This window comes from Fictibacillus solisalsi (genome assembly GCF_900103485.1).
GTDB lineage: Bacteria > Bacillota > Bacilli > Bacillales > Fictibacillaceae > Fictibacillus_C > Fictibacillus_C solisalsi.
In genome coordinates this window covers 3137026-3151771 of the sequence record NZ_FNHW01000001.1, presented here as the reverse complement: position 1 = coordinate 3151771, position 14746 = coordinate 3137026, and the positions used below count along the sequence as shown (strand labels likewise).

The following is a 14746-nucleotide window of genomic DNA, read 5'->3' as shown; positions in this document are numbered from 1 at the left end:
GTAGTATAGCCACAAAAATAACATATTAATGCTCACTTACACCAAATGAGCTCCGCCATCAATAAGAAGAGCAGTACCGGTTGTAAAACCATTTTTCACTAAGTACACGTAGGCCTCAGCAATGTCTTCAGGCTGTGCCACGCGATTAACAGGTAGCTGCTGTGCAATGTTGCTGTATAAATTTTGTCTTTGCTCGTCAGGCATCCCTCCGTAGAGTGGGGTGTCTACGATACCAGGTGAAACAACATTTACCCGTATAGGGGCCAGGTCTACTGAAAGCCCTCTAACCAATCCATCGATCGCTGAATTGATCGAGGCAAGTGTAGTTGCCCCCTGTGGAGGACGGATTCCATAAACACCAGAGGTCAATGTGATAGAACTGGTATCATTTAAGTACGGAATAGCAGCACGAACGGTTGAGTATTGCCCCCAAAACTTACTATCAAACGCTTCTCTAACATCCGCAACAGGTAAGTCACTAAAATGACCCATTGCACCTTCACCTGCCGTAACGACAAGGTGATCAAAATTCCCTACCATTTTAAAAAAGTCAGCTAGTTTTTCTTCACTGCGAAAATCAATATTGTATGCTTCCACATTACCACCGAGTACATTCTTTGCCTCCGATAGTTTTGCCTCAGAACGACTTGCAATAATGACTTGAGCAGATTCATCAAGAAATGCCTTTGCTGCGGATAATCCGATACCAGAAGTACCTCCTATTACGACTACACGTTTTCCGATTAATGACATTGTATGAACCCTCCTTGAAAAATTCTTTTTAGGTTGTATCTGACAACAATATTACATACCACTTATGGTGAAAATAATATAAACCAACGCTACATTCTTTTATTTTGCTAATAGTTTTAGCGCTTCACGATTGAATGCCGGGATATCATCTGGAAAACGGCTAGTCACAATATTGTTGCTTACCACAACTTCTTCATCTTTGTAGTTAGCCCCTGCATTTTTTAAATCATTACGAATAGATTTGAAACCAGTTATGTTGATGCCTTTTAACAGGTCTGTATCGATCAATACTTGTGGTCCATGGCAAATGGCAAAAACAGGTTTGCCTTCTTGGATAAATTCTTTTGCGAATTGACCAAAGCGGTCATCTTCACGTAGTAAATCAGGGGAGAAACCACCTGGAATAAGCAAAGCATCAAAGTCTGCAGGATTAACCTCATCAATGGCTTTATCAATTTTTACGGTTGCGCCTTTTTTACCAGTGACTTCTTTTCCTGCATGTTTATCAATTGTAATTACTTGATGACCAGCTTCTTTGAAAGCTTCTGCAGGTTCTGTAAATTCAACATCCTCAAATAAATTGGTGATAAGTGTAGCAATTTTTTTGTCCAATCTAAAAGCCCTCCTTGTAATCGCAAAAACTTTCTCAAAAAAATGCTTATAATTAATGGAAGAGGTGGGCTCGAAATTGCTTCCGAACCACTCTCTATCCAACTAAAATGTAACTAACGTAATGCTTTAACAAGGGCTTTTCCAAATTCTTTGGCCCCTTGTGGACCATCGCCAGTAATAATATCATCGTATGCAACATGTTGTTCAACATAGGTAACGTCAACAGCTATCAATTCGTACTTTTGAACGTCTACTGGATAGCAAGTGGCTTCTCTTCCAGAAAGCAAGTTTTAGCAACGGTAACAGCCCCTGCACAAATTCCTGTTACAAGAACTTTCTCATTGTAAGCTTGCTTCAAAAAGCCTTGTAATTTTTGATTTCCCCATAGATGATCATTTGTACCAGCTGTGCAAGTTCTAGTGGATTGCGAAAAGCATCAGCTGAAGAACTTCCAACGCACAATCGGTGAAAGGTTTAGAAATGAGATCGGTATATCAAATTTTGTATGCTCAGATATAGATTTATCCCCTTTTCAAAAAGTCTGTATTACATATGCTTTGAAATTATTTCTGTCAAAGCTTCTTTTGGATGGAACCCAATAACCTTATCTACAGCCACTCCGTCTTTGAAAAGAATCAATGTTGGAATGCTCATGACTCCAAATTTCCCTGCGGTTTCTGCGTTTTCATCTACATTAAGCTTGATAATACTAACGTTGTCACCCATTTCACCATCGATTTCCTCCAATACAGGTGCAATCATTTTACAAGGACCACACCATGGTGCCCAAAAATCCACTAAAACTAATCCCTCTTTCATTTCACTGCTAAATGTTTGATCTGTTACGTGTGAGATAGCCATTAATATATCCTCCGATTCATTCTTATAATTTTAATGAAAGTATTTTTTTGCTTACAAAAAATACAAAATTACCCCCCTTTTTTTAAATGTAATTAAAAAAATTACAGTTTGCATAGTTTGCAGTTAATGGTCTCTGGTAAATGTCCCTAACAAACTAATCTATTTTAAAAGCCACTTTCCAAATGGATTGCTTCCTGTTCAAAAGGAATTACTGTAATTTTAATGTTTACAGTTTGTGAAGTCAAGGAAAATTAACCATCCTTAGTGGGTATACACCGATGAAAAGTTCTCATCTTATTTTTGTTTTTCACCTGAAGCAGATTTTTGATGCCGAATCCATGAGCAAAGAAGTAGAAGCCGATAACTCCATTAATTTACAGTTGACCTCATAAACTGTAATGATTAAATTTACAGTATAGCTAGAGGGAACGAGCTTAAATATTGTATCACATGCGCTTAAATAATTTTATAGATGATGACTCGGACGTGGAAAAACGTTCAAAGGAGGAAGGAAAACGATGATTGAAGTATTCGTTACAGTTAATTTTTTAGATAGAAATTATCAAACCAATGTTATTGTAAATAAAGAAATGACATGGAAAAAAATAAAAAAAATAGCAGAACAACAAGTTAAAAAACAATGGGATATTTAAATGAAGAACTGCCTATACAAGGCATCGAATTGCTTTTTCATCAGCAAAAGTGGCGACAACGGTTTCCATAATTGCTTGACAAGCCAAACTGTAATATTTAATATTACATTATATTATAATTATTAAAAGATGAAAAGGTAACTGTATATTAAAGGGCTTTTTTATTTCTTAGGGGGTAGGGCCATGAATAGTGATTTTACTCTTGCCATTCATAGTTTAACTTTTCTTGCGTTGCAGCTGGACAGGATGTCAACAAGTGATGCTATCTCAGAGAGTGCCGGTGTCCACCCGGTACGCATTCGTAAAGTGTTAAGCTTGTTAAAAAAACATGGATTTATAAAATCAAAAGAAGGAACCGGCGGCGGATTTATTTTTACTCTAGACCTTAGTGAAGTTAATCTTTGGGATATATATAGGATAACCTCTGAAGGTGCTCTGCAGCCTAAGTGTCCTGATTCAAATGAAAATTGTATTGTGGGCGCGAATATGAAAAGAGTATTATTTACAATTTTCTTAGGTGCGGAAGAACATTTGGGTGAGTTTTTAAAGAACTATACCATTAAAGAAGTTGTCGATCTTGTAAATCAAGAACAAAATAGCGGCTGTGATTGATGGCCGTTAATTGCACTTTATGATGATTGGAAAGGCAGGTACTTTAAAATAACTTATTAAGGTGTGTGGCATCGAGCCACCAATTAACCCGTTTATTTCCTGCATAATTTGGGGATAACATATATAACCCTTTTACTTGCTTGACCCCATGACAAGCAAGACCCCCTAGTGAGCCTGAAGGATAACAGACCTTCAGGCTTCTTATTATGGACCAGCCATTTTGATTCCACTCCAGTGAATTTTCATAATGCGTATATTTGTAAATTAATGTTATAATTCACTATAAAGAACAAAAACGTTACTTTTATCGAACGCGTTGAAAATAGGATTGGGGGAGAATTATGGCCATTTTAGTCACCGGTGGATCTGGTTTTATCGGAAGCCATACGTGTATTGAGTTATTGAATGCAGGGTATGAGATTATTGTACTGGATAATTTATCGAACAGCCACGTTGAATCAATAGAACAGGTTCGTGAGATAACAGGGAAGTCTTTGATCTTCGAACACGTAGACTTATTAGATAAAAATGAAGTAATGAGGGTATTCACAAGTTACTCTATTGAAGCAGTTATACATTTCGCCGGTCTAAAAGCCGTTGGTGAATCCGTTTCTAAGCCGCTTTTCTACTATCATAATAATGTAGCCGGGACGTTGGTGCTTTGTGAAGTCATGCAGCAATTTGGAGTGAAGAACCTGGTGTTCAGTTCATCCGCCACAGTTTATGGTTTGACCGACAAGGTCCCAATCACAGAAACGACACCACTAGATGCTATCAATCCGTATGGCCGCACAAAATTAATGATCGAGGAAATTCTTCGAGATCTTTGGGTGTCTGATAATGAATGGAGCATTTCATTGTTGCGTTATTTTAACCCTATTGGCGCTCATGAAAGTGGGAAAATCGGAGAAGATCCAAATGGAATACCCAACAATTTAATTCCTTATATCACTCAAGTAGCAGTTGGAAAACTGCCTAAGCTCCAAGTGTTCGGCGATAACTATGAGACAGCGGACGGTACGGGCGTGAGAGACTACATCCATGTCGTAGATCTGGCGAAAGGCCACTTAAAAGCTTTGGCTAAAGTCTTAAACAGTAAAGGTATTGAAGCTTACAATCTTGGGACCGGTATTGGCTATAGTGTCCTTCAAGTTCTGCACGCCTTTGAACAAGTAATTGGTGTAAAAATCCCATTTGATGTGTGTGATCGGCGGCCGGGAGATGTGGCGATCAGTTATGCAGACCCGTCGAAGGCACAAAGCAAATTGGGATGGAAGGCAGAGAAAGATATATATGAGATGTGCCGTGATGCCTGGAAATGGCAGAAGAACAATGTAAATGGTTTCAGGGGTAAGGTGTTACAATAATAATCTTTTTAAGACTAAAATCGACATATTATGACCTTGGTAGGAGTCCGAGGTCTTTTTTATTTATTTTTTTCTTGATTTAACCATTTATTGGTTGACTTTGCTAATTATATACATATAATTAGGGCATAAGGACTGTTCTCTAGATAGAACAAAAATTGGTAATAGTTATTGTAAAATAATAGTTTAGGTGCATTTTTATTTTTTTACTCATTCTGTTCTCTAAATAGAACGAGGCTTAGTTACTATAAGGAAGGTGAAGATATGCGCATCCTTTTTATCACACCAAGAATTCCGTTTCCTCCCAGAAAGGGAGACCAGCTAAGAGCTTTTAATCAGCTAAAGGGATTGAAGCAGTTGGGACATGATATTCACTTGATCAGTTATTCTGATCAACCAGTTCCTGTAACAGAAATAAGCTCGCTGTGTTCAAAGTTTTTTCCGGTGAAATTTAATAAGATATCCGCAATGAGAAGCATGCTGGCAGGAATGACTGCCAATAGTCCATTGCAGGTCTCTTATTACCTGTCTGAGGAATTTAGAAAAACGATCAAAGAAGCGGTGCAAACCTGCCATTATGATATTTTGCATACCCAGCTTGTGAGAACATCTCCTTATTTTGATGAGCTTAAAGAATTGCCGAATGTCATTGATTTTGTGGATTCTATTTCATTAAATCTTACGCGTAGAAAAGCTTTTAAGAAATCTATTATAAATCCTTTTCTTACCTATGAAGCAAAGGCCATTCAACGGATGGAGAAAAAAGCTGTTCAAGAGTTTGATGGTTCAATCTTTATTTCCCATGTAGATAAAAACAATGTGGAAAGGAGTTCGCCTAAAGTAATTTCCATAAGTAATGGAGTTGATCTGGATTATTTTCATTATCAACACCAACTTCCTGCAAATAGAAATCTCATCTTTGTAGGCAACATGTCGTACGAACCAAATCGGCATGGTGTTCATTACTTTATTGAACATATTTACCCGCTCATCAAGCAGAAAATTACGGATTTTACCTTTTATGTTGTTGGGCGGGAGCCAACTAAAGAATTAATCCAACTTTGTAAGGATAAAAAAGATATTATCGTCACAGGAGAGGTCGATGATATTCGTGAGTATTTACATCAATCAAGGCTGTTCATCTGTCCGTTAAAAACAGGTGCTGGAGTGCAAAATAAGGTGTTGGAAGCTATGTCCGCAGGGGTTCCTGTTTTAACCACCTCCATTGTGAATGACCCCATTGGTGCTGTCGATTCAAGATCCGCCGTTGTTCGTGATAGCGATCAGGATTTTGCTGATGCTGTTGTAAATTTACTCTCTGACACGGAGAAATTGGAGGAGATAAGGATCAATGCAAGAGCATTTGTAGAGGAGAATTATCATTGGGATTCCTTGAATAAAAAGCTTGAGCAATTCTACCTGGATACCATTTCAAGAAGGAATAGCGAGTTCGGTAAGAGAGTTATAAATGGATAATCTCAAGAGATTGCCTGGAGGTGCATAATGAAATTAGTTCTGTTGTCAGGAGGATCAGGAAAGCGGCTTTGGCCTCTCTCTAATGATGCACGCTCAAAACAGTTCTTGAAAGTGCTCAATAACAAGGCGAATGAAAATGAATCCATGATCCAGAGAGTTTGGAGTCAGCTAAAAGCTGTTCACCTATCTGAATCCTCACTCATAGCCACCAATGGTTCACAAGTAGATATGATACAAAATCAGGTTGGCCTGGATGTACCTTTGATTGTGGAACCGGCAAGGAGAGATACTTTTCCTGCTGTGGCCCTGTCTGCTACTTACCTGTTTTCGGTTATGGAGGCAAATTTAAACGAAGTGGTTGCAATTCTTCCAGTTGATCCTTTTGTAGATCGGGAATTTTTTCAAAGAGTAAAGGATTTGGAATTACTTCTGCGGCAATCCGATGCAAATCTTGCTTTACTCGGAATAACGCCTACCTATCCTTCCGAAAAGTATGGATATATGGTTCCTGAACCAGAGGAGAGCAACAAATGGATAAGGATTAACAGCTTTTATGAAAAACCGAAAAAGCAGCTTGCTGAAACATTAATAGAGAAGAACGCGTTATGGAACAGTGGGGTATTTGCCTTTAAACTAGGATACTTACTAACTCTGCTTGAGGAGAAGGGATTCCCCATTGAATATCAGGAAATGCTAAAGAAGTACGCTGATTTGCCTAAAATCAGCTTTGATTATGAAGTTGTTGAGCAAGAAGAACAAATAGCCGCCCTCTCCTATGACGGATATTGGAAGGACCTCGGTACATGGAATACGTTAACAGAAGAGATGGGGATTCAAAAGATCGGAAAAGGGATTTTACATCATAACTGTGATAATACACACCTTATTAATGAATTGGACATTCCAGTGACCGTAATAGGAGTAAGTGATGTTATCGTTGCAGCGAGCCCCGATGGAATTCTTGTAGCTGATAAAAAACAAAGTCCGCATATTAAGGATCTTGTTCAAACGTTTGAAATGGCACCCAGATATGAAGAAAGAAGTTGGGGATCCTATAAGGTGCTTGATGACACGCTTGCTGAAGACGGCCAAACCGTAGTAACCAAAAAGTTCAAAATCAATGCCGGTGGACTATGGGAGCAACAACTGTCCCCTTCTCGGAGTGAGGTATGGACAATAATCAGTGGAAAAGGTGAACTGATCCTAAACAAAGAAGTGATTGACTTGGAAGCGGGAACAGTACTTGAACTTCCTCAACACTCCCTATTAACACTCCGGGCTTCAACTAACATGATGTTGATCAGTACACAAAAGTTATCCTCTGAAATAAAAGCAGAGGAAGCAATTCAGGAATATGAATCTCCTATGAAAATCGCAAATTATCAATAGCAGCGCGCACCGATTACCTTGTCTCAGAATATAATAGATAACCACAGTATTTTGGAAAGGCAAGAGGTGTAATGAGTGATTCATCGGTAATACAATCATTAATAGATGCTGCTTCTGTTAATTTAAATAAAGTTGTTACGTTGGAAAATAGAGATTATCTATTAACATCAGGAATTATTATAAAGCAGGGAGTTAAACTGGTAGGAGGCTATAACACGAGATTAGTCGTTCAAGGAAATTTCAGAGTCTTTGAGCTCCAAAAGGATGCATCTTTGGAGGGAGCTTATATCGCAATCGACGATCCTAATTTTAACTCTTATGTCATCTATCTGGATGGAAAGTACAAATATTATAACATCTGGGAACGGACCATTATTCGCAATTGCAACATTATTAACTGGACCGGAACGAACAAAGGAACAGCTATTCAATTGTATTCCAATGGTACAGAATACGGAATTACCTTTATTGACTTCGAAAATATTAGAATCTCAGGTTTTCAAACAGGAGTTCGATTGCAGGCGGTAAAACCGGCAAGCGGGAAAAGCTGGGTGAATGGAAACCGGTTTATCAACTTCTCAATGGAAGATTGTATAAATATGGTTACTATTACCTCTGGTGAAAGTGTTCCTAATGAATGTACTGGGAATATCTTTTCAAACATGCAAATTCAGCCATCAACCAAGACCACAAAGCTCTTTACCATATCGGGACAGTATAACCGGCTGGATGGCATGGCATGGGACCTCAATATTATTTCAACAAACCCTTTGGTTGAATTTGTTGCTGCAAGTTCTTATAACACCGTCAAATTTCGGTCCATTCCTGCTTCAAGAACGATTGATCGGGGGAGATTCAATAGTAAAGAATAGAGGGGTGTAATGCATAAAAGGAAGAAATGGATTTATTTCTTTTTTGGCTTAGGATTGCTTGTAACCTTCCTTTATTATCACTCAGACAAATCAACCACTGATTACATTAATGCTGAGAAATATGGAGCAAATGGTGATGATTTGAAGGATGATACGATGGCTATACAGCAAGCAATTAATGAGAGTTACTCATCTGAGATAGGAAAAGTAAGGCTTACCGGTAACAAGCAATATGTTCTAACCTCGGGGCTGAATGTAAAACGAGGTGTTGAATTGGAACTGGGTCAGAACACTAAAATTTTAGTTAACGGTAATTTCCGAGCCTTTTCCTTACATAAAAATTCATCCATTACAAACGGGATTATCGAGGTTACTGACAAGCATTTTCACGCGGAAGTAATTTACTTGGATGGCAAAGAACAATTCTGGTCGGATACCAGAACCCGGGTACGTAATCTTACCATTGTCAATTCTAGCGGAGGCCATGATGGGACAGGAATCAAACTCTTTGCAGGAGGCGCCAACCATTATATCAGTTTTGTGAACTTCGAAGATATTTCAATTTCAGGATTTCAAAAGGGGCTGGAGATTAATGTTCGAAAGCCGAACAAAAATGCAGCCTGGATTAATGGGAATCGGTTTACCCACTTTACTTTTGATGACTGTATAAGATGTATTGTTATCAATAGTTCAAGGTCAATTCCGAATGAAAGTTCAGGTAATCAGTTTTCAGGTCTTCAAGTACAGATCACAAAACAAACGGAACAAATACTTTCGGTAAACGGAACTCATAACATTTTTGAAGGAATGATATGGGATACCTCATTGTTAAAAGACGCATCAACGCTGATTGATTTACATCCCCATGCTTTTCAGACCGAATTAAACTTTAATATTGATAAGAAGTTTGTTAGGGATAGGGGAGTTGAAAACAAATTTTAATCTTTTTTCGCCTTTTTCGTTCTTTAATAAGAACGAATATCAGAGGAGGTAATCATGGACGAGAGAGTAGATATAAAAAGGTTCCTGCAAATTATTAAACGGAGAGCTTTTCTCATCATACTTACGGCAATTGGTGTTTCTGTTCTCACTGCCTTTATCACACTGTTCCTAATCAAGCCTACGTATGAAGCTACGGAATACATCATGATTGGAAAGCAAAACACCAAGGATGCCTACACTGAAACCCAGGAATTTAGCAGAATTCTTGCCTCATCAATGGACTTAATGAAAAGTCCGATTGTCTTAGACCTTGTAAAAAATGAAATGAATTTAAACACTGATTTAAAAAAGCTGGAAGAGCAAATTGCTCTGCAAAACAATAAAGATTCCCAAATTATTAATATTGTGGTTAAGGAAACTGACGTTGCTTATGCTAAACAACTCGCTCATACCCTTGCCAAGACTTCTGTTGCCGAAATTAATGACCTGCTGAACATAAAGAAGGTAAAAATGCTTAACGATTCAGAAGAAGCGGTTTCTGTTAAACAGATAGGCAATCCATATTTAAACATCATTATTGGCATGTTTGTCGGATTATTTATTGGAGTTGGCTTAGCGATGTTGGTTGAATACTTTGATGATTCAATCAAAGACATAAATGAAGTGGAACGAACATTTGGACTTTCTGTTATTGGTCAAGTCAAAATGAAACAAAAAAAAGAGCGTTTAATCTTATTTGGTAAGCGGCCAGTGAAGCGCCTTCGAAAAGGGAGGGAAGCCAATGTTTAAGGTTAGCGACAGTTTCAACAAGGGTGTTCTGCTTGCAGGGCCTTCTGCCGAATCCTTTCGGATGATGTATGCAAATCTCCAACGGAAGTTAGAAATGAATGGCAATTTACTAATGTTAACTTCGCCAAGTGATCAGCTCGATCATAGTTTATTAACCGCTAAACTTGCAGTATGCTTCGCAGAACAAGGAAAAAATACGCTTTTAGTCGATGCGAATATCCGAAATCCTTTTCTTCATCAGTTGATGGGTATCCATAATACAAAAGGACTATCAGATGTGCTTACTAAAGAACAAAGCACAAAGCTTTATGCCAGGGTCGCCGATTTGGATCATCTTTCGCTCCTTCCAGCGGGTCCTTCTGTACCCAATCTGACTGAAGTTTGGAGTTCGGAAAGGTTGAAGAAGTGGACAGAAGAATTAAGAAGTAATTACGATGTTGTGATTTTTGATGCTCCCCCGTTGCTTAAGGTGTCCGATCCACAGCTGCTGGCGGATTACTGTGATGGTGTACTTCTGGTCATCAAGGAAAAACAAACGAAAAGAGAACAATTATATGCAGCGAAAAAATTGCTCCAGCAGGCGGAAAACGACATTTTAGGTGTCATCTATCAAACGTGATAAGGTCTGATGTTTATGAAAATCTCGGGACAGAATACCATTGCAAAAAATATCTTTCATCTTTTCTATAGTACAGCCTTATCAAGCGGATTAAATGCCCTGGCTCTGATCGTTCTCGCTTCGTATCTTCATTCGTATCATTACGGGTTGTTTAGCGTGTCACTGGCTTTGACTATGATTATGGGTTTCTTTACAGACGCTGGCTTAAGTGAGATCGCCTTGAGAGAAGGTTCAAAAAAGGAAGCGAATCTTGCTGTTATTATAATCTCTTACATTAAGATTCGATTACTCCTGCTGGTGGCCACTTTTCTGTTCGGTTTTATTATTATTCACTTTTTGCATATGGGGCAGGGAGAGTTACTGCGTACCTCTCACTTTTTATCCGTACCCATGGTGATTGGCATTGCTCTGCAAAGTATTGGGACAACATTTTTTCAAATGACTGAAAAAATGCAGTATATAGGTTTGATCCGAATGATGTCCGCGTTATTGCTCGTTGGGATGACCTCTCTTGGCATGTTGTTTTCAGCAGAGCCGCTGGTAATGTGTGTTCTTTATGGTAGTTCTTATTTACTTGCCGGTATATTTGCTCTTTGCTTAGTAATGAATCAAGTCAAATTAAAAATGAGACTTCCGTTTCACAAAGGGATGATGGAGCACTTTGGATTTTTTACCTTAAGCGGATTATTGTTTATGGTTCTTCCGCAGCTTGGTCCGATTGTTTTAGAAAAGACATTGTCACTGAAACAAGTTGGTCTGTTTGCGGTTGCGTACCGAATTCCTCAGGCCCTGCAGCAGGTTCCGTTTATTGTTGCTGGAGCATATCGTCCGGTTATGTTCCGCCATTATCATCAACAGAATCTCGATAAACACACAGAGGAAAACATGATGCTTCTGAAAACGATGAGTATGTTTGGCATGATTATGACGATACCGTTTTACTACTGTTCAGACATGGTTATTACTTGGTTGTTTGGTTCAGAATGGCTGTTCGCCTCTGAGCCTTTAAAAATACTATCTATCATGCTTACCCTTCAAGCAATGAATATTGCTCTTGCTGATGGCCTTACCACGAGAGGGCTGCAAAAATTCCGTACACTTGTCCAGTTTATCACGGTTGTACTAGCGGTTCTTTTTTATTCTCTTTTAAGCTTTAAAAGCGGAGTAGTGGGTGCTGCTTATGCTGGATTGCTTATTGAAGGGCTTGCACTTGCTGGTTTTTGGATATTCCTCCCTGGACGGTGGAGAATGGCCCATAAGGTGATTGTTCCGTACCTCATTTATTTTTTCGCAGGATTGTGGATTTTGAACGTTCTTCTTCACTCGAAGCCATATTTAGCGGCGACAGTTCATATTCTGCTTTTGGCCTGTATGGTTTTCTTGGACAGGGACCTTTACCGATCCCTGACAAAACGACTGGAAAAGAGTCCTATCAAATCGAAAACAAGGAGGAAAAGAGGGATCGAAAATGGATTATAAGATAAATCCCGACAATCAATCTCGTTGGGCATTGTTTGTGCTGATTCTGCTGGTTACCTTGGGAAAATACAATATCTATATTGGCTTTGCTTTAAAGCCATATATACTGTTTCTTGTTTTATTTTTTTTCATCCATTTTTCATTCTTTTATCTTCAACGGCTTCATTTAATGGAGACCGGGATGCTGCTTTTTTACCTTGTTTACAGCTTTAGCGGGTCTTTTTCTTTGTACCCCGCCTCAAGTTTAAGAATTATTATCGGAATCACCCTGTACTTGCTTTGTTACTTCCTTATGAAGGCGATTATTGGGAATGCTTCACGAGAAATGATTGAGAAAAGTATCTCTACTGTTGGAATCTTATTTAATCTGGCAAGCTTGGCTCTATATGTATGGGGGTTAAAAAGCCTGAATTTTGTTCTTGCAGGTGATTCCTTAACCTCTTTCGGTGTTTTGATGGACCGGGATTATCCTCGATTGATCGGTTTGTTGGAGGATCCGAATTATTTTGTTTTTTATAACAGTATTTTCTTTGCCTATTACTTGTGCCATACCGGGTCACGAAAAAACAGGTTTGGTCTTGCTCTGGCTGTCTTAACAAGCATTCTGACATTTTCCAGAGGTGGCTTGCTTGTACTAATACTTATCTTTGTCCTTTATATTTTTCTTCTTAACCATCAGCCGATTAAGCAGCTAAAGCTCGTATTGGGTTCCTTGTTTACCGTTCTTCTTGGAGCATACATCTTAGTAACGTTTCTGAAATTCGATCTTTATGGAATTTTGGAAGCCAGAATGAATGATTTTTCCAAAGATGGAGGGAGCGGCAGGTTGGATCTTTGGGAAAGGGCATGGGATGTATTTGTCTCTCATCCCTTGATAGGAATCGGTGCAAATAATTTTCTGGATTATAACCAATCACAATTTGGAGATACCTTACACGTTCACAATACCTTTTTAGAAATTTTAGCCGAATCAGGCGTTGTTGGGGTCTTTTGCTTTTTGCTTTTTGTTCTGTTTGTGTTCATCCAAATGTTTCAGTATAGGGTTCACTGTAATAAACCGTATTTGTTTTTAACATTTGTCGCTTATATTCTTCAAATGGCATCCCTATCTGTCATTATCAACGATATGTTCTTTTTGTTTATGGCTATTCTTTCTGTTTATTTGTATGAGGTAAACAGAACGCCAACCATGAATTTTTATAAGACTGGAAAGGAGGCAGCCTCGTTGTGAATGTCCTTTTAATGACCGATAAGCTAATAACCGGTGGCGCCGAAATGTATTTCTGCAAGCTTGAGAATGAATTGCAACATGATGAGCTCACCTTATTCACGGCAGCAGCCACTGGGGACCTTCAAACCCGGATTAAGAATAAATATCAATTTATAGAGCTGACACGGAAGAATCATATGATAAATTTAATCAGGCTCAAGAGCATAATTAAGGAGAAGGACATTACTATTCTTCATGCCAATAGTTTACGTTTGGTCCTATATGCCATTTTGTTAAAGCAATCTAGCAAAAAACCACTTAAAGTTTTGTATACGAAACATAATGTTACGATTTTGGAGCAAAAGTATCGAAAAATGTTTGCTGGGCTTTTAAATCGTAATGTAGACAAGATTATTACAGTTAGTGACTTTGAAAAACAAAGCCTCGTAGGATTGGGGGTTATTGGAAATAAAATAGAGACTATTTATAATGGGGTTGATTTAAAGCAGTTTACCTTCAGCGAGAAACTTAACACTGCGAATCGTTGGAAGGTGGGAATACTTGCAAGACTCTCGGAAGAAAAAAATCATGAGTTCTTTTTAGAGGTAGCTCATTCAATGAGAACCGTGCCAAATTTGGAATTTTATATAGCAGGAGAAGGACCGGAGGAAAAGCGGATTTTGGATCATATTCACAGGCTTGGCCTTACAGAAAAAGTGAAGATGATCGGTCATGTAAGCCAGCCGGAAACATTTATCAGGGAGATGGATATGCTCCTGTTAACCTCAAAAAGAGAAGTCTTTCCAATGGTAATCATTGAAGCGATGGCGATTGGCACACCAATCATCTCCATTGATAAAGGAGGAATAAAGGAGGCCATCCAGGATAGTCAAACGGGTTTTCTTGTAGAAGATTATATTGTACAGGAGTTCTCTAAAAAAATAGTAACTGTAACATCTCAACAGGAAATAAAAAAAAGAGTAATTTCTGCCGCGAGGAAAAAGGTTGAACAGGAGTTTTCTTTAGATAAAATGGTAAATCATACCTTGCGTGAATACCTGAGCATGGCATAAATTTTTTTGCAAGTTCGTTCTTTATTAAGAACATTTCAT

15 protein-coding genes and 1 pseudogene are annotated in these 14746 nt (G+C 38.5%); 12 read left to right on the top strand and 4 right to left on the bottom strand.

What is annotated here, in order from left to right:
- Window positions 1–36 precede the first annotated feature (36 nt).
- The 4 genes and pseudogenes from BLT53_RS15915 to trxA form a co-directional block, all read right to left on the bottom strand.
- The gene (locus BLT53_RS15915; protein ID WP_090236184.1) at window positions 37–753 is read right to left on the bottom strand and encodes an SDR family oxidoreductase; all 717 of its coding nucleotides are present in this window, start codon (window positions 751–753) and stop codon (window positions 37–39) included.
- A 99-nt stretch (window positions 754–852) separates the two neighbouring features.
- Window positions 853–1365 carry a type 1 glutamine amidotransferase domain-containing protein gene (locus BLT53_RS15910; RefSeq protein ID WP_090236182.1) on the bottom strand — a complete coding sequence of 171 codons (513 nt, stop codon included), beginning with the start codon at window positions 1363–1365 and terminating at the stop codon, window positions 853–855.
- A 113-nt stretch (window positions 1366–1478) separates the two neighbouring features.
- Window positions 1479–1771, bottom strand: a pseudogene (locus BLT53_RS25460) (DJ-1/PfpI family protein); the annotation flags it as partial.
- A gap of 140 nt (window positions 1772–1911) precedes the next feature.
- Window positions 1912–2226 (bottom strand): thioredoxin, encoded by a 315-nt coding sequence (gene trxA, locus BLT53_RS15900; protein WP_090236181.1) that lies wholly within the window; start codon window positions 2224–2226, stop codon window positions 1912–1914.
- A 518-nt stretch (window positions 2227–2744) separates the two neighbouring features.
- Here trxA and BLT53_RS15895 point away from each other — a divergent pair.
- From BLT53_RS15895 to BLT53_RS15840, 12 genes are all read left to right on the top strand, one after another.
- Entirely contained in the window at window positions 2745–2879 is a 135-nt protein-coding gene (locus BLT53_RS15895; protein ID WP_061975368.1) for a BA3454 family stress response protein, read from the top strand.
- 183 nt (window positions 2880–3062) lie between these two features.
- Window positions 3063–3491 (top strand): RrF2 family transcriptional regulator, encoded by a 429-nt coding sequence (locus tag BLT53_RS15890; RefSeq protein ID WP_090236179.1) that lies wholly within the window; start codon window positions 3063–3065, stop codon window positions 3489–3491.
- Between the two features lie 341 nt (window positions 3492–3832).
- A complete protein-coding gene (gene galE, locus BLT53_RS15885; protein ID WP_090236178.1) occupies window positions 3833–4858 on the top strand; it encodes a UDP-glucose 4-epimerase GalE in 1026 nt (341 codons plus the stop codon).
- A gap of 264 nt (window positions 4859–5122) precedes the next feature.
- Window positions 5123–6334 (top strand): glycosyltransferase, encoded by a 1212-nt coding sequence (locus BLT53_RS15880; RefSeq protein ID WP_090236177.1) that lies wholly within the window; start codon window positions 5123–5125, stop codon window positions 6332–6334.
- A 27-nt stretch (window positions 6335–6361) separates the two neighbouring features.
- Entirely contained in the window at window positions 6362–7723 is a 1362-nt protein-coding gene (locus BLT53_RS15875) for a sugar phosphate nucleotidyltransferase (protein ID WP_090236175.1), read from the top strand.
- 71 nt (window positions 7724–7794) lie between these two features.
- On the top strand, window positions 7795–8595 hold the full coding sequence (locus tag BLT53_RS15870; RefSeq protein ID WP_090236174.1) for a hypothetical protein: 801 nt from the start codon (window positions 7795–7797) through the stop codon (window positions 8593–8595).
- A gap of 9 nt (window positions 8596–8604) precedes the next feature.
- Complete coding sequence (locus BLT53_RS15865) at window positions 8605–9537, top strand: glycoside hydrolase family protein (RefSeq protein ID WP_090236172.1); 933 nt, start codon at window positions 8605–8607, stop codon at window positions 9535–9537.
- Window positions 9538–9591: 54 nt separating this feature from the next.
- Window positions 9592–10326, top strand: a complete 735-nt coding sequence (locus tag BLT53_RS15860) for a YveK family protein (RefSeq protein WP_090236171.1) — start codon at window positions 9592–9594, stop codon at window positions 10324–10326.
- The gene (locus BLT53_RS15855) at window positions 10319–10945 is read left to right on the top strand and encodes a CpsD/CapB family tyrosine-protein kinase (protein WP_090236169.1); all 627 of its coding nucleotides are present in this window, start codon (window positions 10319–10321) and stop codon (window positions 10943–10945) included. Before BLT53_RS15860 ends, BLT53_RS15855 begins: the two co-directional genes overlap by 8 nt.
- A 15-nt stretch (window positions 10946–10960) precedes the next feature.
- Window positions 10961–12424 carry an oligosaccharide flippase family protein gene (locus BLT53_RS15850; RefSeq protein ID WP_170834371.1) on the top strand — a complete coding sequence of 488 codons (1464 nt, stop codon included), beginning with the start codon at window positions 10961–10963 and terminating at the stop codon, window positions 12422–12424.
- Window positions 12414–13655, top strand: a complete 1242-nt coding sequence (locus tag BLT53_RS15845; RefSeq protein WP_090236166.1) for an O-antigen ligase family protein — start codon at window positions 12414–12416, stop codon at window positions 13653–13655. The genes BLT53_RS15850 and BLT53_RS15845 overlap by 11 nt, the downstream gene beginning before the upstream one ends.
- A complete protein-coding gene (locus tag BLT53_RS15840) occupies window positions 13652–14707 on the top strand; it encodes a glycosyltransferase family 4 protein (protein ID WP_244520433.1) in 1056 nt (351 codons plus the stop codon). The genes BLT53_RS15845 and BLT53_RS15840 overlap by 4 nt, the downstream gene beginning before the upstream one ends.
- Window positions 14708–14746: the final 39 nt, after the last annotated feature.

Coding starts and splice junctions, on each gene's coding strand:
- BLT53_RS15860 (WP_090236171.1), top strand. CDS start 9,592: ATGGACGAGAGAGTAGATATAAAAAGGTTCCTGCAAATTATTAAACGG.
- BLT53_RS15870 (WP_090236174.1), top strand. CDS start 7,795: ATGAGTGATTCATCGGTAATACAATCATTAATAGATGCTGCTTCTGTT.
- BLT53_RS15895 (WP_061975368.1), top strand. CDS start 2,745: ATGATTGAAGTATTCGTTACAGTTAATTTTTTAGATAGAAATTATCAA.
- BLT53_RS15855 (WP_090236169.1), top strand. CDS start 10,319: ATGTTTAAGGTTAGCGACAGTTTCAACAAGGGTGTTCTGCTTGCAGGG.
- trxA (WP_090236181.1), bottom strand. CDS start 2,226: ATGGCTATCTCACACGTAACAGATCAAACATTTAGCAGTGAAATGAAA.
- BLT53_RS15915 (WP_090236184.1), bottom strand. CDS start 753: ATGTCATTAATCGGAAAACGTGTAGTCGTAATAGGAGGTACTTCTGGT.
- BLT53_RS15850 (WP_170834371.1), top strand. CDS start 10,961: ATGAAAATCTCGGGACAGAATACCATTGCAAAAAATATCTTTCATCTT.
- BLT53_RS15890 (WP_090236179.1), top strand. CDS start 3,063: ATGAATAGTGATTTTACTCTTGCCATTCATAGTTTAACTTTTCTTGCG.
- BLT53_RS15865 (WP_090236172.1), top strand. CDS start 8,605: ATGCATAAAAGGAAGAAATGGATTTATTTCTTTTTTGGCTTAGGATTG.
- BLT53_RS15880 (WP_090236177.1), top strand. CDS start 5,123: ATGCGCATCCTTTTTATCACACCAAGAATTCCGTTTCCTCCCAGAAAG.
- BLT53_RS15845 (WP_090236166.1), top strand. CDS start 12,414: ATGGATTATAAGATAAATCCCGACAATCAATCTCGTTGGGCATTGTTT.
- galE (WP_090236178.1), top strand. CDS start 3,833: ATGGCCATTTTAGTCACCGGTGGATCTGGTTTTATCGGAAGCCATACG.
- BLT53_RS15875 (WP_090236175.1), top strand. CDS start 6,362: ATGAAATTAGTTCTGTTGTCAGGAGGATCAGGAAAGCGGCTTTGGCCT.